This is a genomic window from Sorangium sp. So ce426 (assembly GCF_051475585.1).
Classification (GTDB): Bacteria; Myxococcota_A; Polyangia; order Polyangiales; family Polyangiaceae; genus Sorangium; species Sorangium cellulosum_B.
The window spans coordinates 3,133,009-3,160,000 of record NZ_CP150341.1; the positions used below are offsets into that span (position 1 = coordinate 3,133,009).

The 26,992-nt window shown below is 71.8% G+C and carries 20 protein-coding genes and 1 pseudogene; 12 read left to right on the forward strand and 9 right to left on the reverse strand.

Annotation, left to right across the window (positions count from 1 at the left end):
• The first annotated feature begins 62 nt into the window (after positions 1-62).
• The 3 genes from WMF44_RS12005 to WMF44_RS12015 all read left to right on the forward strand — a co-directional run bounded on the left by WMF44_RS12005 (position 63) and on the right by WMF44_RS12015 (position 4,879).
• Positions 63-2,087, forward strand: a complete 2,025-nt coding sequence (locus tag WMF44_RS12005) for a bifunctional serine/threonine-protein kinase/formylglycine-generating enzyme family protein (RefSeq protein WP_437299268.1) — start codon at positions 63-65, stop codon at positions 2,085-2,087.
• The gene (locus WMF44_RS12010) at positions 1,982-4,312 is read left to right on the forward strand and encodes a sensor histidine kinase (RefSeq protein WP_437299269.1); all 2,331 of its coding nucleotides are present in this window, start codon (positions 1,982-1,984) and stop codon (positions 4,310-4,312) included. The genes WMF44_RS12005 and WMF44_RS12010 overlap by 106 nt, the downstream gene beginning before the upstream one ends.
• Positions 4,313-4,456: 144 nt before the next feature.
• On the forward strand, positions 4,457-4,879 hold the full coding sequence (locus WMF44_RS12015) for a hypothetical protein (RefSeq protein ID WP_437299270.1): 423 nt from the start codon (positions 4,457-4,459) through the stop codon (positions 4,877-4,879).
• A gap of 91 nt (positions 4,880-4,970) precedes the next feature.
• Here the strand turns inward: WMF44_RS12015 and WMF44_RS12020 are convergent, their stop codons facing one another.
• Entirely contained in the window at positions 4,971-5,876 is a 906-nt protein-coding gene (locus WMF44_RS12020) for a LysR family transcriptional regulator (RefSeq protein ID WP_437299271.1), read from the reverse strand.
• A 91-nt stretch (positions 5,877-5,967) separates the two neighbouring features.
• On the opposite strand from WMF44_RS12020, the gene WMF44_RS12025 reads away from it, so the two are divergent.
• Positions 5,968-6,960 (forward strand): quinone oxidoreductase family protein, encoded by a 993-nt coding sequence (locus tag WMF44_RS12025; RefSeq protein ID WP_437299272.1) that lies wholly within the window; start codon positions 5,968-5,970, stop codon positions 6,958-6,960.
• Between the two features lie 269 nt (positions 6,961-7,229).
• Here WMF44_RS12025 and WMF44_RS12030 read toward each other — a convergent pair whose 3' ends face one another.
• Positions 7,230-7,835, reverse strand: a complete 606-nt coding sequence (locus tag WMF44_RS12030) for an ATP-dependent Clp protease proteolytic subunit (protein ID WP_437299273.1) — start codon at positions 7,833-7,835, stop codon at positions 7,230-7,232.
• Between the two features lie 123 nt (positions 7,836-7,958).
• Between WMF44_RS12030 and WMF44_RS12035 the strand changes: the two genes are divergently transcribed.
• The 3 genes from WMF44_RS12035 (at position 7,959) to WMF44_RS12045 (ending at position 11,446) form a co-directional block, all read left to right on the forward strand.
• Positions 7,959-8,873: a helix-turn-helix domain-containing protein gene (locus WMF44_RS12035; protein WP_437299274.1), complete on the forward strand. Its 915-nt coding sequence runs from the start codon at positions 7,959-7,961 to the stop codon at positions 8,871-8,873.
• A 426-nt stretch (positions 8,874-9,299) separates the two neighbouring features.
• Positions 9,300-10,853, forward strand: coding sequence for a M12 family metallopeptidase (locus WMF44_RS12040; protein WP_437299275.1), 1,554 nt, complete (start codon positions 9,300-9,302; stop codon positions 10,851-10,853).
• A 191-nt stretch (positions 10,854-11,044) separates the two neighbouring features.
• Positions 11,045-11,446 carry a YciI family protein gene (locus WMF44_RS12045; protein ID WP_437299276.1) on the forward strand — a complete coding sequence of 134 codons (402 nt, stop codon included), beginning with the start codon at positions 11,045-11,047 and terminating at the stop codon, positions 11,444-11,446.
• Positions 11,447-11,488: 42 nt separating this feature from the next.
• On the opposite strand, the gene WMF44_RS12050 is transcribed toward WMF44_RS12045, so the two are convergent.
• Positions 11,489-12,028, reverse strand: coding sequence for a peroxiredoxin-like family protein (locus tag WMF44_RS12050; RefSeq protein ID WP_437299277.1), 540 nt, complete (start codon positions 12,026-12,028; stop codon positions 11,489-11,491).
• Positions 12,029-12,067: 39 nt separating this feature from the next.
• Here WMF44_RS12050 and WMF44_RS12055 point away from each other — a divergent pair, with 39 nt between their 5' ends.
• A complete protein-coding gene (locus tag WMF44_RS12055) occupies positions 12,068-13,054 on the forward strand; it encodes a LysR family transcriptional regulator (RefSeq protein ID WP_437299278.1) in 987 nt (328 codons plus the stop codon).
• 129 nt (positions 13,055-13,183) lie between these two features.
• On the opposite strand, the gene WMF44_RS12060 is transcribed toward WMF44_RS12055, so the two are convergent.
• The gene (locus tag WMF44_RS12060; RefSeq protein ID WP_437299279.1) at positions 13,184-14,059 is read right to left on the reverse strand and encodes an NAD(P)-dependent oxidoreductase; all 876 of its coding nucleotides are present in this window, start codon (positions 14,057-14,059) and stop codon (positions 13,184-13,186) included.
• Positions 14,044-14,241 carry a hypothetical protein gene (locus tag WMF44_RS12065; RefSeq protein WP_437299280.1) on the reverse strand — a complete coding sequence of 66 codons (198 nt, stop codon included), beginning with the start codon at positions 14,239-14,241 and terminating at the stop codon, positions 14,044-14,046. The genes WMF44_RS12060 and WMF44_RS12065 overlap by 16 nt, the downstream gene beginning before the upstream one ends.
• A gap of 103 nt (positions 14,242-14,344) precedes the next feature.
• Between WMF44_RS12065 and WMF44_RS12070 the strand changes: the two genes are divergently transcribed.
• Positions 14,345-15,256: a LysR family transcriptional regulator gene (locus WMF44_RS12070; protein WP_437299281.1), complete on the forward strand. Its 912-nt coding sequence runs from the start codon at positions 14,345-14,347 to the stop codon at positions 15,254-15,256.
• Positions 15,257-15,694: 438 nt separating this feature from the next.
• On the opposite strand, the pseudogene WMF44_RS12075 reads toward WMF44_RS12070, so the two are convergent.
• Positions 15,695-16,285, reverse strand: a pseudogene (locus WMF44_RS12075) (malonic semialdehyde reductase); the annotation flags it as partial.
• Between the two features lie 204 nt (positions 16,286-16,489).
• Between WMF44_RS12075 and WMF44_RS12080 the strand changes: the two are divergent.
• Positions 16,490-17,476: a LysR family transcriptional regulator gene (locus tag WMF44_RS12080; protein WP_437299282.1), complete on the forward strand. Its 987-nt coding sequence runs from the start codon at positions 16,490-16,492 to the stop codon at positions 17,474-17,476.
• A 191-nt stretch (positions 17,477-17,667) separates the two neighbouring features.
• On the opposite strand, the gene WMF44_RS12085 is transcribed toward WMF44_RS12080, so the two are convergent.
• Positions 17,668-23,220, reverse strand: a complete 5,553-nt coding sequence (locus WMF44_RS12085; RefSeq protein WP_437299283.1) for an AAA family ATPase — start codon at positions 23,218-23,220, stop codon at positions 17,668-17,670.
• Positions 23,221-23,537: 317 nt separating this feature from the next.
• On the opposite strand from WMF44_RS12085, the gene WMF44_RS12090 reads away from it, so the two are divergent.
• Complete coding sequence (locus WMF44_RS12090) at positions 23,538-23,894, forward strand: ArsR/SmtB family transcription factor (protein WP_436601923.1); 357 nt, start codon at positions 23,538-23,540, stop codon at positions 23,892-23,894.
• Complete coding sequence (locus WMF44_RS12095; protein ID WP_169508844.1) at positions 23,881-24,405, forward strand: SRPBCC family protein; 525 nt, start codon at positions 23,881-23,883, stop codon at positions 24,403-24,405. Before WMF44_RS12090 ends, WMF44_RS12095 begins: the two co-directional genes overlap by 14 nt.
• Positions 24,406-24,413: 8 nt before the next feature.
• Here WMF44_RS12095 and WMF44_RS12100 read toward each other — a convergent pair whose 3' ends face one another.
• Positions 24,414-25,694 (reverse strand): sigma 54-interacting transcriptional regulator, encoded by a 1,281-nt coding sequence (locus WMF44_RS12100; RefSeq protein ID WP_437299284.1) that lies wholly within the window; start codon positions 25,692-25,694, stop codon positions 24,414-24,416.
• A gap of 118 nt (positions 25,695-25,812) precedes the next feature.
• Positions 25,813-26,826 carry a hypothetical protein gene (locus WMF44_RS12105; protein ID WP_437299285.1) on the reverse strand — a complete coding sequence of 338 codons (1,014 nt, stop codon included), beginning with the start codon at positions 26,824-26,826 and terminating at the stop codon, positions 25,813-25,815.
• Positions 26,827-26,992: the final 166 nt, after the last annotated feature.

The following is a 26,992-nucleotide window of genomic DNA, read 5'->3' on the forward strand; positions in this document are numbered from 1 at the left end:
AGGCGCGCCGCCGGCCACGATGCGGCCGCCGGCGCGCCGGTGGTACCATCCGCCTGGTCCTCGTGGAGCTCCGAGCCGACGCCGTCATCGCGGACAAGCTGCACCTGCTGAGGCCTCTCGGGCAGGGCGGGATGGGCGTCGTGTGGGCGGCGCGGCACCTCGCCCTCGACACCGACGTCGCGGTGAAGTTCATCCGCCCCGAGCGGGCGGCGGAGCGTCCTGCCCTCGTCGCGCGCTTCCAGCGCGAGGCGAGGGCCACGGCGCGGATCGCGCACCCGCACGTGGTGCAGGTCATGGACTACGGCGTCGTCGACGGCGCCGTGCCGTACCTCGTGATGGAGCTCCTGCGCGGCTTCTCGCTGGCCGAGCTCCTCGAGCGCGGCGGTCGCCTCAGCTTCGCCACCGCGAGGTCGCTCGCGCGGCAGGTGGGGAGCGCGCTCGAGAGCGCCCACGAGCTCGGCATCGTGCACCGCGACATCAAGCCCCACAACGTCTTCATCACGGAGGGGGGCCAGGGATACCCGCTCTTCGTCAAGGTGCTCGACTTCGGCGTCGCGAAGGTCGCGGGCGACACGGCCGTGCCGGCGGCGAACCCCGCGCTCACCGAGACAGGGATGGTGATCGGATCGGCGCCGTACATGAGCCCCGAGCAGCTCGAGGGGAGCAAGGACGTCGATCTCCGCTCCGATCTCTGGTCGCTCGGCGTCATCCTCTACGAGGCGTTGACCGGCGCGCAGCCGTTCCAGGGCAGCTCGTTCGTCGCCGTCGGCGCGGCGGTCCTGAAGGGGAGGTTCCGCCCCGCCAGCGAGCAGAGGCCGGGCCTGCCGGCGTCGATCGACGACTGGTTCTCCAAGGCGCTCTCCGTCGATCCGACCTGCCGATTCCAGTCGGCGCGCGAGATGGTCGACGCGTTCCTGAGCCTGGAGGTCCGGACGGCGGATGTCGACGCCCCCGCGGGCCGCCATCACCCGGCCGCGTTCGCCACGACCGTGGCCGCGCCGGCCGCTCTTCTGGGCGCTCCCCACGGCGCCGGCGAGCTCGCGAGAGCGCCTGTCACCTCGGGCACGCTCGAGAGCTCAGGCGCGCTCGCGGGCGGCCCTGTGACGGCAGCCCCTGTCCCGGACACCGCGGCTGGCCACACCGTGCTCCACCAGCGCGCCGCGGAGCGGCCGGCGGCGCGGGGCCGCGGAGGCGGCGAGCGCGCGCGCGAGAGGCGCCTCCGCCGCGCCGCGCCGCTCGCCGCCGCCGCGTGCGCCGCGGGCGCGGGGGGGTACCTCTTCCTGCGCGAGCCGTCGGCCGGATCGGGCGGCTGCCCTGCCGGCATGGTGCTCGTCGAAGGCACCGAGTTCCAGATGGGCTCCGACGCGGACGCGGAGACGCCCAGCGACGAGACGCCGCGACATGGCGTGACCGTGAGTCGGTTTTGCCTCGACGTCACCGAGGTGACGGTGAAGGCCTACTCGGACTGCAAGGCCTGCGATCGCCCGCAGAAGACCGTCCAGTCGGAGGGGCTCACGCCCAGCGGCCGCTCCTTCTGGAGCCAGTTCTGCAACGGCCCCGAGGCGCTGGACCACCCCATCAACTGCGTCGATTGGTACCAGGCGAAGGCGTACTGCGCCGCCTCCGGCAAGCGGTTGCCCACCGAGGCGGAGTGGGAGCTCGCGGCGCGCGGCAAGGACGCTCGGACCTACCCCTGGGGCCACGCGCCTCCCTCGGGCGAGCGCCTCAACGCCTGCGGGCCCGAGTGCAGCCGGATGCTGACGGAGCGGCTGGAGAAGGTGGGGAAGGGGCCGTGGCCTCGCATGTACAACGACGACGACGCGGCCCCGGCGACCGCCCCCGTCGGGCGATCGCCGGCCGGGACATCGCCCGCCGGCGCCCTGGACCTGGCCGGCAACGTCTGGGAGTGGACCGAGAGCCATTATTGCCCTTACGACAGGGACGATTGCGACGACTCCCGCCGTGTGCTCCGCGGCGGTGGGTGGGATACGGTCGAGAGCCAGTATGTGCGCTCCGCGCACCGCCGCCCGAGCGCTTCCACGGCGCGCGGCTGGAGCATCGGCTTCCGCTGCGCCAAGGCGCCGTAGGTCCGCGGGTCGGAGCCCCTGCCGAGCGCGACCTGGCGGAGCCGCCGCTCGACCTCACGTCATCGATCCCGATGCGCCCGGCGCTCGCCGCCGGCGTGATCTGGACGGTCGCCCGCGGGCGCACCAAAAGCTCCCGCATGATCGTGGAGTCGTTGCTCCCCTGGCCAGTGATGAGGCTGACCAGCACGGATGGAGCCCAGGCGAGCGCGTCCTTGAGCGAGCTCCTGGAGATGGAGTCACCGACCCCGGAACGCCTGTCGGAGCGCTTCGAGATATCACGGCTCGGGAGCCAGGCGGTCCTCGCCGAGAGAGAGTTGCCGTGGCGGCGCGCGCTTCGCGGCGAGTCCTTCAGCGACGAGGAGGTCTGGTACGATCGACCGACCGGCCGCAGCCTGCTGTTGCTCGTGCGCTGCCGCGCGTCGGCCGGCGAGGCGCTGCTCGTCTTCGAGAACGTCGCCGATCAGCCCTTCGCGATCCGGCTCGCCGATCTCGTGGCCAGCGTCGGCACCGCGCTGCCCAGCGCGGACGAGCCCTCGGCCCTGGCCCATGGGCTGCTCGACGAGGTGGCCGCCGCCGTTCGCGCCGATGCCGTGTTTCTCGTCGCCACCGAGGGAGGCGAACGCCTCAGGCTGGTCGCCTCGGTCGGCGTTCCCGAGGTATTCGCGCGAGATTGCAACCTGAACCTGGCTGCCAGCGTCATGGCGCTGGCCGTCGAGACCGGCGACATCCAGGAGGTCGCGCGCATCGAGGATCTGCCAGAGGGCCCCTTCCGCGGCACCCTGCGCCTGCTCGAGCTCGGGCTCCACGCGGTGTTTGCGTTCCCCCTGAGCGCGGGGGGCGAGCGTGTCGGGGTGCTGGGGCTCGCGCGGCGCAAGCCGGGGAAGCTCAACCGGATCGAGCGCCGCTTGCTCCGGGGCGTGGCGGGCGCCTGTGCGCTCGGGCTGCGGCAAGCGCGGCTGCGCGACGCCGAGCGCCGCGAGGCCCGCCGGCTGCGATTGCTCCGCGACGTGGCCATGGACATCGAGGCCGCCATGCCCCTGCACGCGCTGCTGCGCCGCCTGGTGGAGCAGGCCTGCGAGCTGACCCGCGCCCGTTACGGCGCCCTGGGGGTGCTCGACGCCGAGGGCACCGGGCTCTCCGACTTCATCTATGTCGGCATCACCGAGAAGGTCGCCGGCGACATCGGCCGCTTACCCGAGGGCCGCGGGCTCCTGGGCGCGCTCATCCACGACCCGCGGCCCAGCCGGGTGTCGAATATCCACGCCGATCCGCGGTCGTGCGGCTTCCCTGCGCATCACCCCGCAATGACGTCCTTCCTCGGCGTCCCGCTGCTCATCGGGCAGAAGGTGTTCGGAAACTTCTATCTGTGCGACAAGGACGGTGGCGCCGAGTTCGCGGAGGAGGACGAGCGTATGGTCCGGCTCTTCGCCGCGCAGTCGGCGCTGGCCATCGCCTACGCCCAGCAAGTCGAGCGCACGCAGGAGGCCCATCGCGAGGCGGACAGCCTGCGCAGCGAGTTCGCGGCCGTGATCGCTCACGATCTCCGCAACCCCGTCGCGGCCATGACGCTGCTCCTGGACGGGCTGCTCGCGAAACGCGAGGACGGTTCGGTCGTCGTGTCGATCCAGCAACTCCAATGCTTGCGCCGGATAGGCCGCCGGATCTCGCACATGAGCCAGGACCTGCTCGACGTCTCTCGCATCGAGCTCGGGCGGGTCTCGCTCGAGCGCCAGTCCGTGTCGCTGGAGGAGGCGACGCGCGCGCTGCTCACCGAGATCGAGCCGACCCTCGGGCAGCACCCGGTGACCCTCGACGTGGAGGGGCGTGTGCCCGAGGTCTTCGTCGATCCGGCCCGGCTGTCGCAGATCCTCACGAACCTGCTCGACAACGCCGCCAAGTACTCCGGCGCCGGCTCGCCCATCCGCGTGACCCTCCGTCCGGAGTCGGGAGGCGCGGCGCTGACGGTCGAGGATCGCGGCCCGGGCATCGCGGCGTCGGATCTCGGCAGGCTGTTCGATCGCTTCTTCCAGGCCCCGCGGGCGCGCGAGAAGAACACGGGGCTCGGCCTGGGCCTCTACATCGTCAAGGGGCTGATGGAGGCGCACGGCGGCAGCATCGCCGCGGAGAGCCCGCCGGGCCAGGGCTCGACCTTCCGGCTGTGGTTTCCGGCGGCTCACCCCGCGCAGGCAGCGAACCCTGCGGGCGGCCGCGGCCTCGGCACGTAGAACAGGCGTTTCGCGGTTACCTGTGCCGTGGCACGCGCCGTCGAGCGCCTTCCGTTTCCGCGGGTGGAGCCTCATGACACGCGAGTCGCCGCGCGATGCGCCCGCGTCGCCGGCGAACACGAGCACGCGCGCGATGGAGGCAGCATGAAAACGAACCGGACTCGTCTGGGGATCTCCGCGCTCTTTGCCATGGCTTCATTCGGGCTCGCGATCGCGGGCTTCGCCGACACGATGGAACGCACGGAGGACGAGAGAGAGGTGGACTGGAGGGCCTGTCAGCAGCTGCATGCCCGCGCCTCCGGCCAGGTGGAGCGTGTCCGGGCCGCTTACCGGGCATGCGCTTCCGACAACGATTGCTCCATCGTCGATACGAGCACCGACTGCGGCGGCACCTGTGGTGAGGTGGTCAACCGGGCGGGCGTCCAGCAGATGAGGCGCCTCATCGTCCACCTCGACGCGACCGTGTGTCGCGAGCATCGGAGGATGGGCTGCCCCTACGGCACGCCTGCGTGCCTCGCGTCCAGGCCCGTCTGCGCCGGCGGTGCGTGCACGTTCGCCCCTCTGTAGGCGATCTCGCGCGATCTCGCGCGATCTCGCGCGATCTCGCGCGATCTCGCGCGATCTCGCGCGACGTCGCGCGACGTCGCGCGACCCGGCGTCACCGCGCCGACGCCTGCCGCTCGGCCGCGGCCTCCGCGAGCTGCTCGCGCAGCCAAGCGTGCGCCGGATCGTCCGTGAGCCTGGGGTGCCAGACGGCCGAGAGCGTGAAGCCCGGGAGAGCGAGCGGCGGCGGCGCGACGACGAGCTTCAGCGCGGGGGCGATGTCCCGCGCGACCTCGCCAGCCAGGACGCCGATGAGATCGGTGCCCGAAAGCAGGTGCGGCGCCATCAGGAAGTGCGGCAGCGTGACGTGGACGTCGCGCTCGAGCTGCTGGGCGGCGAGCGCGCGATCGACCACCCCGACGCGCCCGCCGTACGGTGAGACGAGCAGGTGCGGCCGCGCGAGGAACGAGCGCAGCGTGCGCGGCGCGGGAGGCTGGCAGACGAGGGCGAAGTCGTCGCGCAGGAGCGGCCGGGACTCGAGCCCGGTCAGCCCGGGCCCCTCCACTGCCAGGCCGACGTGGACCTCGCCCGCGTCGAGCGCCCGGACGGCGTCGCGCGTCTCGAACGGCAGCACCGCGAGCCTGGCCCTCGGCGCGCGCGCCCGGAGCCGCCGGACGAGCCGCGGCAGCAGCACGTACGCGGCGTAGTCGTTCATGCCCACCCGCAGCTCGTCGCAGAGCGCCGCGGGGTCGAACGCCGGGCGGCGGGCGAGCGCCGCCCGCAGGCGGTCCAGGGCCGGGCGCACGTCGCGCCGGAGCTGCTCCCCGCGGGGCGTCAGGAAGAGCGCGCGGCCGCGCCGGACGAGCAGGCGATCGCCGAGCAGCGCGCGGAGCCGGCCGAGGGCGTTGCTCGTCGCGGGCTGGCTCAGGCCCACGCGCTTGCCGGCGGCGGTCACGCTGCGCTCCTCGAGCAGCGCCTCCAGGACGACGAGGAGATTGAGGTCGAGCGCAGAGAGATTCACGGCGTGAATGCATAGCATCCGGTGCATCCATTGGACTGGCCGACCGCACGCCCGCACGCTGGGGCCTGTTCAACGCGGAGGGACAGCACGGATGAGAGCTGCATTGCTAAGGCCGGGCCCGGGCGCGGGCGGCGCTGTGATCGGCGAGCGGGAGCTCGGCCCCGTTCCACGCGGGCACGCGCGCGTGCGCGTCGCGTTCGCCGGGGTAAACCACATCGATCTGCTCCTCGCCGACGGGAAGCTCCCCCTCACGCCGAGGCCCGTGGGGCTCGGCCTCGAGCTCGCGGGCACGGTCGAGGCGCTCGGCGAGGGCGCGCGGGGGCCGGCGGAGGGCGCGCGCGTCGTCGCGATGGGCACGCCGCACACCGGCGCGTTCGCCGAGCTCGCCGACGTCGAGGCGCGCCGGGCCGCGATCGTGCCCGACGGTGTGCCGCTCGACCGCGCCGCCGCGTCGATCGTCAACTACGCGACGGCGTGGGTGCTGCTGCGCGAGCGCGCCCGGATCGCCCCCGGCGAGACGGTGCTCGTGCACGGCGGGGCCGGCGGCGTGGGGACCGCCGCGCTGCAGCTCGCGCGGCACCTCGGCGTGCGCGCGGTGGCGCTCGTCGGCGACGCCTCCAAGGTGGATCATGCGACGCGCAACGGCGCCGCCGCCGCGATCGTCCACGGCCGCGAGGACGTCGCGGCGCGGGTGCGCGCGCTGACCGATGGGCGCGGCGTCGATGCGTCGCTCAACGCGACCGGCGGCGCGACGCTCGCGCGCGATCTCGGCTTGCTCGCGCCCTTCGGCCGCCTCGTGTCCTTCGGCTTCCTCGAAGGGCCGCCGGGCGTCGAGCTCGGCGCCGCGCTCGCGGACGGCTTCGGACGCAGCGTATCGCTCGCCATGAGCGACCTGTTCACGGTGGTCGATGAGGCGCCGGAGCGGTTCTCGCGCACGATGGACGAGGTGCTCTCGCTCGTCGAGAGCGGGGCGCTCGAGCCGGTCGTCCACGCGACATGGCCGCTCGAGCGTGTCGCCGACGCGCTCGATGCGCTGCGGGCGCGCGTCGTTCAGGGGAAGATCCTGCTGCGCTGCGCCGCCTGAGGACGCGGCGCCTGAGGACGCGGCGACGGAGGCGCCGCGCCGGGGGCCGAGGCGCAGAGGTGCCGGCTCGGGCCGGAAGGTTGGACAGCGCGCTTCGCGCATCGCGGCGATCATCTCGTTGGCTCGAGAGGCGTCTCGACCATCACTGGTGGGGCGTGGACTTCCCCGGCCCCGGCAGCCTCCGAGGGACACCGCCCCTGACCGCGCCGCGCGCCCTCACGGCGCGCGGCGCAGCATACCCATCCTCCGGGACCGGCGCATCGGCGCGCTCAGACCTCCAGCGCGCTCTCGATGATGCGATGCACGAGGCCGTACTCCTGGGCCTCGCGCGCCGTCATCCACAGGTTGCGCTCGGTCTCCTGCGCGATCTTCGCGGGCGCCTGCCCCGTCGCCTCCGCGAAGATGCGGTTGAGCCGCTCGCGCGCGGCCATGATCTGGGCCGCCTCGATCTCGATGTCCGACGCGGGGCCGCGCACGCCGCCGAGCGGCTGGTGCAGGAGGAAGCGCGTGTTCGGGAGCGCGAACCGGTTCTCCCGCCGCGCGGCGACGAAGATCAGCGCGCCCGCGCTGGCGACCCAGCCGGTGCCGATCACCTTGACCTCGGGCCGGATGAAGCGAATCACGTCGTGGATCGTGTCCCCCGACTCCACGTGCCCGCCCGGGGAGTGGATCAGGATCCGGATCGGCTTCTCGCCATCATCGCTCGCGAGGGCGAGGAGCTGCGCGGTTGTCGCCTGCGCCAGCTCGCTGGTGATCTCCCCGAAGATCAGGACGGTCCGGCTCCTCAGCAGGCTGCTCTGGACCTTGTCGGGCAGCGCGCGGCGGAGCGCTTCTTCGTTCGGCGTGGAATCCGGCGTGGAATCGAGGCGCGTCATGGCCCCGAGCTTCCTGCGGCCCTCGCCCGCGCGCCATGACCGCGAGGCGCGGAGTCATGCTCGGGCGTCTCGATCCGCGAGCGAGCGCTGGACGAGCGGCCTCGGCGCGGGCAACCATGGGGCATGGCGGACGAGATGGAGCGGCTGCTTCCCCGCGGCGTGGTGGTCTCCCGGCTTTGCGGCCACCCTGGCGCGCCCTGGCGCGCGGGCGCGGGCGATCCGCCGAGCCTCCACGTCGTCGTGCAGGGCGCCTTTCGCCTCTCGCAGGACGGCGTGTGCGCGCTGGAGCTCGACGCCGGCGACGTCGTGCTCCTCGGGTTCGGCCCGCGCGGCGCGGGGCCCCGCGAGCAGAGCCTCCGCTCCGTCGCGCCGCCGCCCGGGCGCGCTCCCGCCGAGGCGGAGCTGATCTCGGCGACCTACGCCGCCGCGCCCGGCGGGGCGCTCGCCTCGCTCGCGCCCGTGGTCCACCTGCCTGCCGGCGAGGTGCGGCGCGCGCCGGGGCTCTCTGCGGTCGTGGGCCTGCTGCGCGCCGCGCTCGCGGAGGCTTCCCCGGGGCAGGCCCGGCTGGCGCGCTCGCTGCTCGAGCCGCTGCTCGCCTACGCGCTGCACTGCCACGAGCATGCGCGCGAAGGGCGCGCGTCGCGCGGGCTCGACCGGCGCGGCGCGCGCGCCTTCGACCGTCGCGTCGCGCGCGTGCTGCGGCTCATGCAGGAGAAGCCGGCCGAGCGCTGGAGCGTCGAGGCGCTCGCGAAGGCGGCGGGACTCTCCCGCGCCGCGCTGGCGCGGCGGTTCCTCGCCGAGCTGGGGGTCCCGCCGCTCCGCTACCTCGCCGAGCTCCGCATGCAGCGGGCGGCCGAGCTGCTCGCCGAGGGCGACGGCTCGCTGGCCGCCGTGGCGGCCGAGGTCGGGTACGACTCGGAGTTCGCTTTCAGCCGCGCGTTCAAGCGGCACACGGGCGAGGCGCCGGGCGCGTTCCGCCGGCGCAGCCGCTCCGAGGGGGCCGCGTTCCGCCTGCCGCCGGTCCGCGCGGCGGCGTGAGCGCTCCGCCCGGGCGGAGCGGGAGCCCGCGGGCTGTGTAGGAAAGGCTGCTTACTTACGCCGCTGAACCGTCCCGTCAGGGATCGCTGATCCGGCGGTACGAATCCACGCGGCGGCGGAGCGCGGAGCGCGCTGGCTGCGACCCGCGAGCCGGGAGCCTGCGGTAGCCCCGCATCCGGGGGCTGTAAGGGAACCTGCGAGCGCAACCCCACCGAGGATACCCCTCTTCCGACGGGGCGCCTCGGGCCTGCGGCGGCGCGGCCACCGGAGAGCGACCGATGCGCGAGACGACACGTGATGTCAGCCGCGGCGGGCGGCCCGCATAAGCCTCTCTCGACGACGGCGAGGCGCTTGCGGCGCGCAACGTATCCGAGCGCTCTCTGGTCCGTGCGATTCAAATCGATATAGAACGAAGGAAGACATCCGATGAAACGCAGATTCTCATCGCTCGTCCTGCGCCATTCAGCCATCTCCATCGCCGCGGTCTCCGCCGCCATCGCCGGCTGCGGACCGAGCGAGCCGGGCGACGAAGCGGCCGCGAACGAGGAGCTGATCGCGTCGACCCACGACGCGCTCCAGCTGGTCGGCGCCCCCTGGCCCGGCGGCTGGGTGCCGGTGTGTTATCGCATCGACGATCTGGTATCCAGCGGCGAGCGGCAGCGGCGCTTCGAGTACTTCGCTCGAGCCCGCGACGCGGTCGACGACTCGTGGCAGCGCGCGGCGGACATCAAGCTCGAAGACTGGGGCCCCTGCGGCTCGAACACGAACGGCTATCTCGTCGTCCACCTCACCGCGGGCGGCGGCAGCCGCAGCGGGCTGGGCTATCCGGGGCCCAGCGGCGCGCAGCACATGACGCTCGACACGACCGACGGCCGCGTCGAGGTCGTCGCGATGCACGAGTTCGGGCACGCGCTCGGGTTCTCACACGAGTTCGACCGCGACGACTGGACGGGGCAATGCATGAAGTGCACGTCCAATGCCCAGTGCGCGAGCGGCGACGGCAAGGTCTGCCTGCCGAGCGGCTACTGCGGCGTCGCCTACACGGGGGCCAGCGAGGTGACGCCGGTGGCCGACACCGACTCGATCATGGCGGCCACCTACTGCAGCAACCTGGCCGACACGAATCGTACGCTGTCTCCCTGGGACGTCATCGGCGCACAGAACGTCTATGGGCGCAAGCACGGCGGCTCGATCGTGGGGCTCGGAGGTCGCTGTCTGAACATCGACGGTGGCACGACCGAGTGGGGCAAGGACATCGTCGCGTGGCAGTGCATGGATGCCCCCAACGACACCTGGTCGAAGCTGCCGCACTCGTCCGGCGGGCACCACCTCCGGGCGACCCTCGGCGGAGAGATGCTCGCCATGAACGTCGGCGGCGGCGTGGTCTCGCCGACGTCCGGAACGCCGCTCATCTCGTGGGGCCTGATCGATGGCGCGCCCAACGAGCTGTTCTCGTTCGAAGGCATGCGCCTGCGGGCCATGGGCAACATGTGCGTCGTCGCCACCGGCACGACGGCCGGCTCGACGCTCGAGGTGCGCCGCTGCGGCGAGGTGCCGTCGGCGCGCGAGCGCTGGACGGCGACGGCGGCGAGCAGGCTGCAGTTGACGGGCACCGATCTGTGCGTCGACGTGCCGCCCGGCACCCCGCCCCTCGGCACGCGGCCGACGCTGAAGCCGTGCATCAACACCGCATCGTACCAGACGTTGAGCTTCCTCGCCGGCGAGATCAAGGCGACGTTCGCCGTCGACCGCTGCCTCAACGTATCCGGTGGCATGCCGGTGCCGGGCTCTCCCATCATCTTGTGGGACGGCTGCGGCCGAGGCCTCTACAACGAGTACTTCTACCTGAACGGTCCTATCAAGTCGCTCGGGCAGTGCGTCGATATCTTCGGCGGCGCTTCGTATCCCGGCGCGCAGGTCGGCGTGTACGCGTGCCGGCCGGACGCGGCCAACCAGGAGTGGGACTTCCACTGGCGCTGACGGACGGAGCCTTCGGCGTGGACGGCTGTTTTGATGTGGGGGGGCAGGTCTTCCTCTTCCCCACATCGTCTGCCAGCCGCCAGGAAATTCTTCGAGTATCGTCCCCCGCGATGTCGAGAACGCCGCCTGGGCTCCGACTCCTCTGTGACGCGCGCCCGATGCGGGGCGCGCACGCTGAAAGGGAGCTGACGATGAAATACCTCCTGATGATGCACGTGCCGACCCGAGAGCCCTACGCGTTGATGAGCTGGCCGCCGAAGGACCTGCAGGCGCACCTCGCGTTCCTGAACAGCTTCAACCAGAAGCTCCGCGAGTCGGGCGAGCTCGTGGGGATCGAAGCGCTGACCGCGCCCGACCAGGCCAGGCTCGTGCGCGCCGGCGAGGACGGCAAGCCCATCACCGACGGCGTGTTCCCCGAGGCCAAGGAGTTCCTCGCCGGCTTCTGGGTGGTGGACGTCGGGAGCCCCGAGCGCGCCTGCGAGCTCGCCGCAGAGGCGTCCGCCGCGCCCGGGCTCGGCGGCGAGCCGCTCAACATGGCCATCGAGGTGCGGCAGGTGATGAGCGGGAGCGAGCTCCCCAGAGATCTCCTGTGAGCTCACCCTCGCTCGGCGCGCTGCTCGGGCGGCTCCGCCACGTCAGCGCGCGAGGGCGATCACCTGCTCGAGCTCCCAGTGATCCGCGGCGTGAGCTCCGTAGTGCACGTCGAGGAGCGCGCCGTCGGGGCCGACGAGGAAGTCGGCGGGCAGCCCGTCCTTGCCCCCTTCCCCGTGGAACGGGTTGGACCGCGCGCTCACCATGCCGCGGATCGCCGACCACGCGACCTTCGGGTGCGCCGCCGCCAGCGCGGAGCGCTCGACGCCAAATTGCCGGTACCAGCGGCGCTCCGGATCGGGGACGACGGGGAACGGCAGATCGGCGTGGTAGGGCCGCATCGTCTCCGCGGAGGAGTGAAAGAAGGCGACGGTCTGCACCGCCGCCGCCGCGAGCTGCTCGCGCCCCCGGGCGAACGTGCGGAGGTGGAGGTTACACACCGGGCAGCCGGCGAAGCGGCGAAACTGGAGGTGGAGGAGGCCCCCCGACGGGATCCGGAGCGGCCCGTGGCACAGCGTCTCGAGGGTCAACGGGGCGAGGAGGTCTCCGGGGCGCAGGCGATGAGAGCGAACGTTTTCGGCCATGGACTCGACTCTAGCGGGCCGGCGTCATGGTGCTCATCGATGATTTTCATCTCGATCATGGTAATGTTCGATTGGATGTTCGACGGGCTCGACCCCAGCCATCTGCACGCGCTGCACGTTCTCCTGGAGGAGCGCCACGTGACCCGGGCCGCCCAGCGCATGGGCCTCACGCAGTCGTCGATGAGCCACCGGCTCCGGCGGCTGCGCGAGGCGCTCTCCGACCCGCTGCTGGTGCGCGGCGACGAAGGGCTGGTGCCCACGCCGCGCGCCGAGGCGATCGCCGGGCCGCTCGCGGCGGCGCTGCGGGCGCTGCAGGCCGCCGTCGCGCCGCCGTCGTGCTTCGACCCGGCCACGAGCCGCCACACGCTGGCGCTGGCGATGCCGGACCTGCTCATCCCGCTCGTGCCGGGGCTGCTCGCCGACCTCGCCGGCGATGCTCCCGGCGTCGATCTACGGATCTCCAGCGTCACGCCCGATCTCGGGCGGGCGCTCGCGGCGGGTGATCCATCGCTCGCGCTCGCCCCGGCGGGGTTCGTCGACGGCAGCGCCATCGCCCGCCCGCTCGGCGATCTGCGCTTCGGCGTGGCGGGCCGGCGCGGACACCCGGCGCTCGACCGCCCGCTCACGGTCGCGCGCTGGCTGGCGCACGCCCACGTGGTCGTGCGGATCGGCAACGAGCGCCCGAACGTCATCAGCGACGAGCTCGCGGGGCGTGGGCTGGTCCGCCGGGTGAGCGTCGAGGTGCCGTCGTTCCTCGCCGGCCTGATGATCGTCGCCAGCTCGGATCTCCTGATGAACGCGCCGATGCCCCTCGTGGACGCGGTGGCGGGGATCCTGGGGCTGGTCGTCCGCGAGGCGCCGATCGCCCTGCCGCCGGTCCCCTTCGCGCTGCTGTGGCACGAGCGGTTCCAGGCCGATCCCGCGCACCGCTGGGCACGCGAGCGGGTCGCCGCGGCGATGCGCCGTCGCCTCGGGCTCGACGACGCGGCGGGGCGCGCCGCTCCCCGGTCGCGCCGCGCTCGGTGATCAAGCGCGAAGCGGCGGCCCTCTCGACCACGCGCCGATGGTGCTGGCGCTCGTGCTGTCGCGGGGGCTCCACACGCAGGTGATGAGCAGCGATGGACCTTGTCGGACACGGAGCGCTCGGCGCGAGGTTCACTCCTCGTCGTAGAGCTTGGCGACGGCCGTCAGGTTCTCGTCGCGGAGTCCGCCCGCGAGGCCGCGTTCGAACACCTCGCTCGCGCCCCGGCTTACCGGCAGGTCGCCGCCGACCCGCTCCGCTGCCTCGAGCGCGTATCGCAGGTCCTTGGCGGCGAGCGACACCGGGAACATCGGCTCGAATCGACGAGCCAGCATCCCCGCCGCGGCGCCGCTGGCGGCGGGGCTCAGGACCGGGAGCCCCTCGAGCGCGTGCATCAGCGCCGCCGTATCGAGCCGCGCTCGCGCCGCGAACCCGAGGACCTCGGCGAGCGCCGCGACCTGGACGCCGAACAAGGTGTTCACGATGAGCTTCGCGTACGCTCCCGCGGGCGAGGCGCCGACGTGCTTCACCGCGCCGCCCATGCGGCCGAGGATCGGACGGAGCGGCTCCAGCGCCGCGGCGTCTCCGCCGGCGAGGAAGATCAGGTGACCCCTCTCGGCATGCGGGCGAGAGCCGACGACGGGCGCGTCGATGAGCGCGAGCCCAGCGTCCTTCGCGCGCCCGGCGAGCGTCGACACCCAGCCTGGACTCAGCGTGCTGCACTCGACGATGACCGCTCCGCTGCGCATCCCGCGCAGCGCGCCGACGTCGTCGTCGAGCCACACGGAGCGCGACGCTTCGTCGTCCGTGACCATCGCGAAGACGGCATCGGCGTCTCTGGCGGCATCGGCCGGCGTTCGCGCGGCGAACGCGCCCAGCGACGGCGCCCACGACGGTACTCCCGAACGGCTCCAGACCTTCAGCTCGATGTCGTCGTTCACGAGGCGAGAGGCCATCCGCCCGCCCATCGCACCGAGGCCGAGGAACGCCACCCTCATGCGCTTGCACATGAAGTCCTCCGCCGCTCGCCCCTTTCGCTGGAGCCGCAGGTCGTGGTTTTCACCGCGTCGCCGACGGCGACGCCGCCGGTCTCGAGCGTCGCGTCCCGCGCGAGGCCGGTGATCGTCATGTGCCGGACGCTGAGGTCGACGTAGGTGTGCGCGGGGTCGAGCTCGTCAACAGTGGTCGTCACGGATTGCCTCCTGGTGGGTCGCCGTCATCGACATGGCAGGAATGACTCATTCCAGGAGGGGACGAAATGTCGCATTCATGCTAGGACTTATTCCGAAAGGGGCATGATGGATCGACTTGAAGCGCTGCGGTTGTTCTCGCGCCTCGCCGAGCGAGGCAGCTTTTCGGCCGCCGCCCGGGACCTCAAGATCAAGCAGTCGACAGCGAGCAAGTGGGTCGCCGAGCTCGAGGCGCAGTTCGGCGCGAGCCTCGTCGAGCGCACGACGCGATCGGTTCGCGTCACGGAGGCCGGTCAGCGTCTGATGGCCCGCGCCCGGGAGCTGCTCGCGGCGTTCGACGAGCTGAGCGGCGAGCTCAACGAGAGCGACCGGGAGCCGCGCGGCCGTGTCCGCGTGAGCATCCCCGTCGTCTTTGGTCGGCTCTTCATCGTCCCTTCGGTCGGCGACTTCCTGAGGCGCCACCCCGCGGTGAGCGCAGAGCTCGTGATGACCGACAGGTACGTGAGCCTCGTCGACGAGGGCTTCGACCTGGCGATTCGCGTCGGCGTCCCCGCTGACACGAGCGCCCGCGGGCGGAAGCTCGCCGACAGCGGTCGCGTGCTCGTCGCCGCGCCGTCGTACCTCCGAGCGCGCGGCCGCCCGAGCGCCCCGAGCGACCTGCGGACCCACGAGTGCCTCGTTCACGGCGAGGCGAACGCGTCGACCGTTTGGCGCTTCGGGAGGGAGCCTGGCAAAGGCGTCCCGGTCGCTGTCCGTGGTCGCTTCGCCGCCAACAACAGCGAGGCAGTGGCGCTCATGGCGCGACAGGGCCTCGGGGTGGCGCTGCTCGCCGACTGGCTCGTGCGCGACGATATCAAGCGCGGCCGACTCGTCCCGCTGCTCGAGGGCTTCGTGACGCCGCCGGCTCCCGTCTTTGCGCTGAGCCCCCCTGGACGGTTTTCATCGACGACGGTCCGCGCGCTGACCGAGCACCTCGCCGCAGGGCTCGCCGCGAAACTGCAACGAAAGACGGGTTGAACCAGATGGCGCCCAGGGCCTCCATTTCTTGTCGCTGCTCAGGCTGTCAGCGTTTTTTAGGCTCCCGACCAGCACGAACGCTTCTACCGCTGCCTCGCTGGCGGGTGACAGCGGCGGGAATGCAGGAGGTGCGCTCCTTCGTGTGGTCGTCACGGGCCGCTTTCACGCCACAGCCCGCGGAGGGCTCGACGAGGACGGCATGCCCCAGGCCGGATGAGCTCTTGCTGGCGGGTGCGCTCGCCGATGGTCAGGAGGACGCGGCAGCCGACGCGCTCGCCGCTTCGGACCTCGACGGCGTGGCCGCCGTCGCCGGCCAGGGCCCAGTGATGAAGCGTGAGCGGGCCGCGGCGCTGCGCCGGCGGGTCGAGCAACGCGGTGTTGCCGTGGACAGCGAAGGTCCAGGTGCAGCCGTCGCCGTCGGCGGCGGCAGCCGGTCGACTACGCGATACGGCAGGCCTCTTCGAAATCGAGGCGGGGGTTGCGCGGGTAGAGCTTCGCCGGATCGCCGTGGCCCAGGTTGATGAGGAGGATCGATCTCCAGGGCACGTCGGCGAAGAACGCGGCGTCGACCTTCTCCCGGTCGAAGCCGCCCATCGGCCCGCAGTCGAGCCCGAGCGCGCGGGCCGCGAGGATCAGGTAGCCGGCCTGGAGCGAGGCGTTCTGGAGGAGAAAGAAGTCGCGCTGCTCCGGCGGCATCCCGGCGAGGGCCTCGCCCATCGTCGGGCGCGCCGGGAAGAGCTTCGGCATCTTCTCGTGAAAGCGCGTGTCATAGGCGATGATCGCGGTGACGGGCGCGCTCATGGTCTTCTCGACGTTGCCCTCCGCGAGGCAGGGGCGCAGGCGCTCCCTGGCCTCAGGGCTCTTCACGAAGACGATCCGCGCCGGCACGCTGTTGGCCGCGGTCGGGCCGAGGCGCAGGGCCTCGTAGAGGCGGTGCAGGGTCGCGTCGTCGATGGGCTCGGCGAGCCAGCCGTTGTGGGTGCGCGCTTCGACGAGGACTTGCTGGAGGAGTTGGTCGCTCATGGTGCTTGCTCGGTGGTGAGTGGGTGAGGTGGGGCGAGTCGTTCCGTGAGATCCCGCCTCAGGTCGCGAGCGCGTGCTCGCCGACGCGGGCCTCGGTCTCGGGCTTCGGGGGGGTGCGCGCCCTGTCGTTCATGAGCGAGCATTCTGAGGCCTGGACACGCCTGTAACAATGCATCAACAATTGGAAGCAGCTGCCAGGATTTGATCCAGATGGACGAACCCCTCGAGACCTCCGAGCTCCTCGCCTTCTCGAAGGCCGTGGAGGCCGGATCCCTGTCCCGCGCCGCCGCCGAGCTCGGCGTCCCTCGCGCCACCATCAGCCGCCGCCTCGCGCGGCTGGAGGAGCGGCTCGGCGTGCGCTTGCTCCGCAGGACGACGCGCAGCCTCGCCCCCACCGACGCGGGCGAGGCGCTCTACCGCCACGCCCGCGTCGTGCTCGACGCGGTCCATCACGCCGAGGCGAGCGTGCGCAAGGCCGACGGCGCCGTGCGCGGCGAGCTGCGCGTCTCGGTGCCGCCGATGGTGGACACGAGCTTCAACGCGATGATCTGCGATTTTGCGCGGCGCTACCCCGAGGTCCGCCTCCACGTCCACAGCACGACCCAGCACGTCGACCTCCAGCGCGGCGGCTACGACGTCGCGCTCCGCGCGAGCAGCGCGCTCGAGCCCGGCCTCATCGCCCGGACGCTGGCGCGCATGCCGCTCCTCGCGGTCGCCTCGCCCGCGTACCTCGAGGCCCGCGGCACGCCGCGCACGCGCCGTGATCTGCGGAGCCACCGCTGCATGATGGGCTTCGCCCGGGGGGAGCTGCCGCAGACGCACTGGCCGTCCTCCGGCGGCAAGTTCCAGGTCGAGGGCGCGCTCTTCACGAACGACCTCCTCCTGCTCTGCGACGCCGCGCTAGCGGGCCTCGGCATCGCGCTCTTGCCGCAGCAGGTCGTGCGCCCTCACCTCGAGAGCGGCGCCCTCCTGCACGTGTTACAAGGCGCGATCCAGGCGGAATCACACATCGCGGTGGTCTACGCGGAGCGGGAGTTCATGCCGCCGCAGCTCCGCGCCTTCATCGACGCGGTGATGGCGTGGGGAGGGGAGAACCTCCTCCCGCGGGCGGACGCGCCGAAGCCGAAGCGGGCGGCGAAGAGCGGCCCGCGCCCGCGCTCGAGATCGCCCGGCGGCGCTCGGCGCGCCTCCGGATAGCCTCGCCCTGCAGGCTGTGGAGGGAGCGCGGTCCTTGCTGATGGCGGCCTGAACAGAGCGGGCGGGCGGCCTCGCGTCGCCCGTGCGCCGCCTTCCTCGCCGTCACAACGTGGAATCGTCGAGCGGGGAGCAACGGACAAACCGAGGGACAGGTGACCAAGCCGAGCTCACGACGCCGCTCCAGGTAACCGCTACGACGACAAATCCCCCGCGCGCTCGGTCGAGAGCGGCAGCTCGACGCAGAAGGTCGAGCCCCGGCCGGCCTCACTCGACACGCGAATTCGGCCGCCGTGCGCCTCGACGATGGTGCGGGTGATGTAGAGGCCGAGCCCGAGCCCCCCGTAATGCTTCGACGAGACGCCGCGGCGAAATCGTTCGAAGAGCTGCGCCTGCACTTCGGCCGAGATCCCGATCCCACGGTCGGTCACCGAGAGCCGCGCGACCCGATCTTCCCGGGTGATGGTGATGTCGATCGGCTGGCGTTCCCCGAATTTGATCGCATTGGTGAGGAGGTTGGTCACGACCTGCTCCAGGCGGAGCGGGTCCCACCGGCCGATGACCGGCTGCTCCGCGCGCACGGCGACCACGCTGCCTGACTGCGCGATCTGATCGCCGAGGTGGGCGACGACCTCGTCGACGAGCGCGCGCAGCTCGACGGGCGCCGTATACAGCTCGAGCCTCCCCGCCTGGATCCGGGAGACGTCGAGCAGCATATCGATGAGGTCGGTGAGGCGCTTGATCTGGCGGCCAGAGAGGGCGACCGCGGAGCGCACGCGCTCGACGTCCATGCCCCGCGCGAGCCTTTTCCCCAGCGATTGAATGGCGAGCTGCAGGCTCGTGAGCGGGGTGCGGAGCTCGTGCGAGGCGATAGAAAGGAACTCGTCCCGCAGGTGCACGGCCTCCTCCGCTGCCGTGCGCGCCCGCCGCTCGTCCAGGAGGAGCTGATCGCGCTGCTGCTCGGCGCGCACGCGCGCGGTGATGTCGCGGAAGCTCCAGACCCGCCCGACCACGCGCCCGCCGAGGCGCTGGGGCTGCGAATAACGCTCGAAGACGCGCCCGTCCGTGAACGGGATGGCATCGAAGCTGGACTCCTCGGGCGAGGCATAGAGAGCGCGGATCCTTTGCAGAAACGCCTCGGGATCGAGGACCTGGTCGCAGACGAACGTACGGAACGTGTCGTCCGACCCGGTGGAGAGGATCTCGTCCGGGATGCGCCACATCGCCGAGAACCTGTGATTCTGACACAGGACGCGCTGCTCGTCGTCGACGACGAGGATGCCGTCCGCCGTCGATTCGAGCGTGGCCTCGAGGAGCGAGAGGGAATGGCGGAGCACCTCCTCGGCGCGCCGTCGCTCCGCGTTCTCTTGCTGCAGATCCGCATAGAGGCGCGCATTTTCGATGGAGTTGGCCGCCTGGGCGGAGAGCAGCCGGATCACCTCGACGCGATCGGGGGTGAAGGCAGAGCGGGTGAGGTCGTTTTCGAGATAGATCACGCCGGCGAGGCGGCCCTTGTAGACGATGGGCGCGGCGAGCGAGGCGCGCGGCGCACCGCCGGCGAAGCAGGGATCGCCCCCGAACGGCCCGTCGATCGCGAGGTCGTCGAGCAGGACGGTCTCGCGCGTCCGCGCCACGTACGTGACGACGCTGGCCGGCAGGTCCTTGCGGCCCTCGAGGGGCGCCGCGCCGAGCACGTGGACCGACGCATCCCGGATGTGGTGCTCGGCCACGACGACGAGCCGTCCGTCACGCAGGAGCAGGAGGACGCCGCGCCGCGCGCCGGCGTTCTCGACCATGATGCGCATGAGCGCGTCGAGCAGGCGGTCGAGGACGATCTCGCCCGAGATAGCCTGAGAGGCCTTGAGCACCGAGCCGACGTCGAGCGCGGCGCCGGCCTGCCGGCTCCTCTCGCCGCGGAGGCTCTCGCCCGGGACGAGGTCGGGGTACGCGTTCTCGAGGCGCCGCATCGCCGCCGTCGCGCCCCAGCGGCCGTACGCCCTGTGCGCCTTGGTCAGGTAGGCGCCGGCGATGGTTTCCTTGCCGAGCGCGCGGAAGCAGAGGCCCGCGAGCTCGTTGCCGAGCGCCTCGTCGTGGAGATAGCCGCCGCGCTGCGCGAGAGCGATCGCCTCGTCGTAGCGGTCCCCGGCGGCGCGCGCGTCGCCGCGGACGCGCGCGAGCTCGGCGAGGAGGAGGGCGCGGCGGTGCGCCAGGTTCTCCGGGCAGAGGTCCGCCCAGCGCGAGAGTTTTTCGGCGGAGACCTCGGCGCGGGCGAGGAAGAGCGCGCGCTCCGCTGGGGAGACGACGTCCGCCGCCTGCGTGAACGCGATGCCTGCGTAGCAATGGAACGCGGGGTTGCCATGCCAGGCCGCCACGGCCGGGATTTCGATGTTCGGCAAGAGCGCAGCGCGCGCCGCTTCCTCGAACGCCCCCTGGAAGACGCAGAGGATGACGATGTAGAAGTGGGCGAAGAAGAACGAGGCCTGGTTGTCGATGCGGCGGGACTCCTCGATCACCTCGTCGATATCGACCCACGCCCCCTTGAGCGTTGCGGGGCGCTCGGTCTCGACCGAGAGCTGGTGCGCGATCTGTCCGACCGCGCCGACCGCCCAGGTGATGGCATTGAACTCGTCGAGCTTGCGCATCGGCTGGTAGCTCCGCGCCTCGGCGAGGAGGTCGGAGAGCGGGAGGCCGCGCAGGAGGCTGTTCGTGATGCCATTGGCCGTGTTGTAGAACGACCAGATGTACTGGCCCGTTTCGAGCCCGGCGTGCACCCCGGCGACCAGCGACGCCTTGCAGGCGGCGTAGCCCTCTCGCCAATGCTGCACGAAGGCGCCCCACATATTGCGGAGCATCGCCTCGGACTTCTTGTCCGTGTAGCGGTCCGCGAGGTCGATGGCGGCGCGGCCGAAGCGGTAGCCGAGCGCGATGTCGCCGCGGGCGCAGAGGAGCATCCCGAAGTTCATGCAGCCGAAGATCGAGTTCTTCGAGAGCCCGTGGCGCAGCGTGTTCTCGAGGATCTTCGCGACCGTGATGCCGAGGTCGTTCGTGGCCAGGAAGTAGCAGGGGAGAAAGAGCTCCTGGAGCACGTCCTGCATGGCGAGGATCTCCGGGTCCGCGAGCGGCGGCAGGCCTGGCAGCGCCTCGATCGTCCTTTCCCGGACGAGATCCATCGTCGCCCGCACCTGGGCGTCGAGCATGGCGTCGTCCGGGAAGAGAGGCAGGTCGATCCCGAACGGGCGCAGGGCCTCGAGCCCCTCCGCGAGCGCGGCTGGCAGGTCGTTCTTGAGCACCTGCACGTTCATCTTGAGCCGCAGCACCTCGGTGCGATCGAGCCGGCTCGCGGCCCGCTCCAGGCCTTCGGAGAGGATCGCGAGGGCGTCGTCATGCTGGCCGCAGAGCGAGAGCATCAGGGCGGCTCTCTTCGCGTATTCGAGGCGGAGCGGGTACTGTGACGCCCAGGCGTCCTCCGGAAGGTGCAGGAGGCCGAACTGCAGGTAGCGCAGCGCGGCGCCGAAGGCGGCCGAGTCCTCGGCGCGGCATGCGGCCTCGAGGCTCATGCGGGCGAGGTGCAGGCGCTCCGCGGGGTCCGACACGAGGTCGCCTGCGCTGTTCAGGTGGCCGACGACGTCGAAGAGGTTCTGGCTCTCCGAGAGGTCTAGCTTGCCCGCGAGCAGCCGGCCGATCCGGAGGTGGAAGGCGGGTCGGTCCGCCTCCGGGATCATCGCGTAGGCGCCCTCCTGGACCTTGTCATGGGCGAAGCGGTAGCCGCCGCGCCCGGCGATCACGAGCCCCTCGCTCACGGCGGGATCGAGGCGGGCGTACGCGTCTTCCGGCGAGCACTCGTTCACCGCGGCGAGCACGTCGAGGTCGAACCGGTTGCCGATCGCCGCGGCGAGGTTGAGCGCCTTCACCGTCGCCGGCGGCAGGCGCGCGATGGTGCGCACCATGAGGTCTGCGACGTTGTCCGTGTACCCGAGCGCGTCGATCGCGGCGAGGTCCCAGCGCCAGCCTGATCCGGCTGCGTACGCGAGGACGCCGTGGTCGTGCAGCGGCCGGACGAACTCCTTGACGAAGAACGGGTTGCCGCCGGTCTTCTTCTGCACCACATCGGCGAGCGGCCCACAGTCGCTGCGCTTGAGGCTATCCGAGAGCATCTCGATCAGGTGCGGGCGCGCGAGCGGGGCGAGTACGATGTTGCGCACGACGAGCCCGGCTTGCTTGAGCTCCTCGATCGCCAGGATGAACGGGTGCCCGGGCGATACCTCGTTGTCACGGTAAGCGCCGCAGAAAAAGAGGGCATCGAGCGAGTCGTCGGCGAGGAGCGCGCGGAGCAGCCCGAGGCTCGCGGGGTCGATCCACTGAAGATCGTCGAGGAACAGGACGAGCGGGTGCGCGCGCCGCGCGAACACCGAGACGAACAGCAAGAAGCACCGATTCAGGCGGTTTTGCGCCTCGATCGGGCCGAGCGCCGGGACGGGCGGCTGCGGGCCGATCACGTGGGAGAGCGACGGGATGACGTCGCAGACGACCTGCGCGTTCGGCCCGAGCGCCTCGAGGAGCGCGCTCCGAAAGCGGAGGATGCGCGCATCGCTCTCGGTGAGGATCTGCCGCACGAGGCCGTCGAACGCCTGGATCACCGCGCTGTAGGGCGCGCCGCGGTTGTATTGGTCGTATTTGCCGCTCGTGAAATAGCCCTTCTGCCGCGCGAGTGGCTTCAAGATCTCGTGTACGAGCGAGGACTTCCCGATCCCCGAGTAGCCGGAGACGAGGACGATCTCACGGCCCCCCTCGAGCGCGCGCTCGAACGCGGCGGTGAGCGCCTCGATGTCATGCTCGCGGCCATAGAGCTTCTGGTGGATCCGGAAGAGGTCCTGACGATCGCGCTGGCCCGCGACGAAGGGCTCGATCGTCCCCGCGCCGCGCAGGGCCTCGCGGCAGTGATTGAGGTCGGCGAGCAGGCCCTCGGCGCTCTGGTAACGCTCCTCGGCGTTCTTCGCGAGCAGCTTGAGCACGATGTCGGAAACGGCCTCGGGGATGGTCGGATCGACGCAGGAGGGCGGCGTGGGCGGGAGGGCGAGGTGCGCGTGAATGAGCTCCATCGGGTCCAGGGCCTCGAAGGGGCGCCGACCCGTGAGCATCTGGTACAGAATGACGCCGAGCGCGTAGAGGTCGGTCCGGTAGTCGACACCGCGGTTCATGCGGCCTGTCTGCTCGGGGGAGACGTAGGGCAGCACGTCGGCGATGACCGCCGGCGCGTAGAGCCGCTCGTGCGCGTGGGTGATCTCGGCGTCGGCGCCGAAGCCATTGATCTTGACCGCGCCGCGCGCGCCGACGAGCACGTTCTGCGGGCGCAGATCGCGGTGGACGAGCCCGGCCACGTGCACCGCGGCGAGACCTTCGGCGAGCGCAGCCGCGAGATCGAGCGCCTCGCCGACCGGCATCCTGTGTGACGGGCGCGCGGCGAGGATCTGCGCGAGATCGCGGCCCGGGAAGTCCTCGAGGACGACGACCAAGGAGCCGGCGAGCGCCTCGACGCCGCGCAGGGCGACGAGGCGGGGCGAGGCGAGGCGCGCGATGCGCTCGTACTGGTGCTTGAAGCGCACGACCTCGGCGCCGGTCGATCTTTCCGCGCACAGGATTTTCAGCAAAACCGGGACGCCGTCGCCCTCGTGGTATGCGCGGTACAGTGCAAAATCGGCAGTTTCCTCGATTTTTTCGCGGAGCGCGTAGCCTCTCTCGACGATCATCGAAAACCTTGCTCGCTCGTCAACGCGACGCACTGCGACCAGCTACTTATATATTCCAAAGGGTGTGACTTGGCACCGGCGGAGTTTGGCCCACGCCCAGCTCGTGCGGCTCTCGGGTGTGCAGGCGCGTGAGGTCGTCAGGAAACTCCGAACGCCCCCTGGAGTCCGGACGCTTGGCGCACCCCTTGGCGCTCAAGCGGGATCTCCGCTGTCACTGCAAATGGTCGCAAATTGATGAATCAAAGTCGGCTCGCGACGGAGCACACGCTCGATCTCCTCTTGCACGACGCCGACTCGCGCGTTAGATACTGAACCACATGGTTCAGTATTCGAGTGCCCGCCTCGATGCTTCCTTCGCCGCGCTTTCCGACGCGACCCGGCGCGGCGTTCTGGAGCAGCTCGGACGAGCCGACGCTTCGATCACGGACCTCGCCGAGAAGTTTCACATGACCCTCACGGGCATGAAGAAGCACGTCGGCGTCCTCGAGCGGGCTGGGCTCGTCACCACCGAGAAGGTCGGCCGCGTGCGTACCTGCAAGCTCGGCCCGCGCCGGCTCGACGAAGAGACGGCGTGGATCGAGAGGTACCGCCAGCTCTGGGCCGCACGCTTCGACGAGCTGGACAAGGTCATCGAGGAGCTGAAACGAAAGGAGAACGTCGATGGACGCAAGTAAAGAGAGTGAGCCCAAACTGACGAGTCATCGCACGACGGTGGAGCCGAAGTCCGATCGCGAGATCGTCGTCACACGGACCTTCGATGCCCCGGCGCGCATCGTGTTCCAGGCGTGGACCACGCCGGAGCTGTTCAGGCGGTGGTGGATACCGAAGTCGATGCCCGTGCCTCTACTTTCCTACGAAGCGGATATTCGCACCGGCGGCAGCTACCGCCTGGTCTTTGGTCATGATGCCGCGCAGCCGATGGCGTTCTTCGGCACGTACCTCGAAGTGACACCGCATTCGCGCATCGTGTGGACGAACGACGAAGCGGGCGACGATGGCGCCGTCACGACCGTGACCCTCGAGGAAAAAGGCGGCAAGACGCTGCAGGTGCTGCACGAGCTCTATCGATCGAAGCAAGCGCGCGACGCCGCCCTGGCCTCGGGCGCGTACAGCGGGATGGGCGAGACGTTCGAGCAGCTCGATGAGCTCCTCGTCACGCTTGGTACGACGGCGCGATCGTCCTGAAGCCATCCTCACTCCCCTTGCTGAGCGCGCTTGCGGAAGCGCAGCAGCTTGCCGCGCGAGACGCCGAGCCGCTCCGCGGCCGACGTCATGTTGCCCCCGGCGGCCGCGAGGGCGGCCTCGACGCGCTCCTGCGTGAGCGCGGTCTTCTGGTCGTCCGGCGCCTTCCCCAGCACCTCTTCGACCGCCCACAGCCGCAGCCCGGGCGCGTGATCGAGGCGGCGCACCTCCGCGAGGGCCGCGTCGAGCCCGCGCACGTTGCTCGGCCAGGGGTCGAGCAGCAGCCGCTCCATGGCCTCGACCTCGACCGCTTCGGCCGGGAGCGCGACGCCCGCGCGCCGCGCGAGCTCGCCTGCCACGCTGAAGAGGTCCTCGCGCCGCTCGCGGAGCGCCGGCACGTGGATGCGCGCCATCGCGAGCCGCGCGAACAGGTCCCGCCGGAACGCCCCGCGCTCCACCATGTCCTCGAGGTCCCTGTGGGTCGCGGCGACGACCAGCACGTTCACGTGGACCGGCCGCTGCGCCCCGACCGGCAGCACCTCGCGGTTCTCCAGGAGCCGCAGCAGCTTCGCCTGGAGATCGGGATCGAGCTCGCCGATCTCGTCGAGGAACAGCGTCCCGCCGTCGTGGGCCACGACGATCCCGGGCGCGGCGCTGCGCGCGTCCGAGAACGCCCCCGCCACGTGGCCGAACATCTGGGACTCGAACACGCCGCGGGCGACGCCGGCCACGTTCACCGCCGCGAACGGCGCCGCGCGCCCGAGCGCCGCCGCCGTGGCGCGCGCGACGAGCTCCTTGCCCACGCCGGTCTCTCCTTCGATGAGCACGTTGCCGGGGCGGCTCCGCGGCAGGCCCTCGAGGGGCTGCGCCACGGTGCGCAGGCCGTACGGCCCGACGAGCCCGCCCACCGGCGGCGCCGGATCGAGCGGGCCGAGGAGCTCCTCGCGGAAGACGAACAGGACCCGCCCGAGCCGCAGCACCGCCCCGTCGTCGAGCGGCGTGAGGTCGCGCGGCGCGAGCCTCGACCCGTTCACCCACGTGCCGTTGCGCGACCCGACGTCCGCGACGCGCAGCGCGCCGCCGGCGCGATCGATCCGCAGGTGCTTGCCTGACACCTCCGCGTCGGCGAGGCCGCGTTCCGCGAGCCAGGCGCGGCCGATGACGCTCCCGGAGTCGGGCAGCGCGAACGCCATGGGCCGCGGGAACGCGCACACAAGCGCTGGCCGCCGCCTCCCGGCCTCGGGTCGCACCGGGCTCCGGTGCTCGACGGTGCTCGACACGTCCTTGGCCATTCTCCTCGCAGGGTGCCATGCGCCTCCGGAGCGTGGAAGCGCAGCGCTGGGGGCGACGGTGGTGTCGTTCGCCCGGAGCTCCGCGGAGCTTCCCGCAGAGAAGCGCGGCTTCAGCGCCTCAGAGAGACCGCCCGTCGAACCCGCACATCGGGTCGCCCGGGTTCGTGCACCTGGGCTGCTGGGGCCCCACCTCCACCTGCGGTCGCGGTCCCGACGCCGCGGGTCGGGAGAGCGCCTCCCGCAGGTGGGCGAGCGCGCTCTCGTAAGCGCGGAGCGCGCCCTCGTCGGCGCCGGGCGTCCTCGCGCGCGCCGCGGCGACCTGGGCCGCCGCCGTCGCCTCGGGCCGCCGCCGCTCCGCGGCCCATGCGGCGAGGTCGGCGTGGCGCCGATCGAGCGCCGCGATCCTCTCGAGCGCGTCGAGCCGTGTCTCCAGCGCGTCGAGCGCGTCCCCGAACGCCCGCAGCCGGTTGTGGTCCAGCGCCCGAGGATCGAGGGCGTTCCGCGCCGCCTCCGCGGTCGCGGTCGCCTCCGCGGCGTCGCGGGCGAGGGGCCGGCCGCGCAGCGCCGCGTGGCGCCGATCGAGGGCCGCGAGCTCGGCCGCCCTCGCGCTCTCGCGCTCCTCTGCCAGCGCCGCCTGAGCATCGCGGAGGCGCTGGGCTTCTCGCTGGAGGCCTGCCACGTGCTGCGCGACCCCGTAGGCGGCCGCTGCGCCGCCGCACAGCGCGAGGCCGAGCGCGGCGGCGAGCGCGTGCGTCAGGCTTCGGCGCCGTCCCTCGGCGCGCGCGCGGACGACGGCCAGCTCGTGCGCGCGCGCCGCGTTCTCCGCCTCGAGGCGCGCCTTCGCCTCGGCCTCGATGCGCGCCACCTCGAGCGCCGCCCGTGACCGCGCTTCCGCGCGCGCCTCCGCCTCGGCCTGCTCCCGCTCGCGCCGCGCCTGCGTCTCTGCCTCGGCCGCGGCCCGGGCCGCCTCCGCGGCGCGCCGGCGCGCTTCCTCCTCGCGCTGCTCGCGGGCTTCCTTCTCGCGCGCTCTCGCGCGCTGGAGGTGCTCCTCCCGCACGCGCGCCTCCTCGAGCTTCGCGAGCTCCGCGAGGGAGAACGTGACGGACGTATCGGAGGTATCTCGGCTCATCATCGGCATCGGGGCTCCTCTCCGAGCGCCCCCGTAGCAGCCCGCGTGCCGACGATATCCAATGTAAATTCAGTAACTTAGGCCCGTGATTCGGCCCGAGCGGGCGATCGCGATCGCGCCCGGCGCCACCGATCGCGATCGCGATCGCGATCGCGCCACGTCCGCGCGC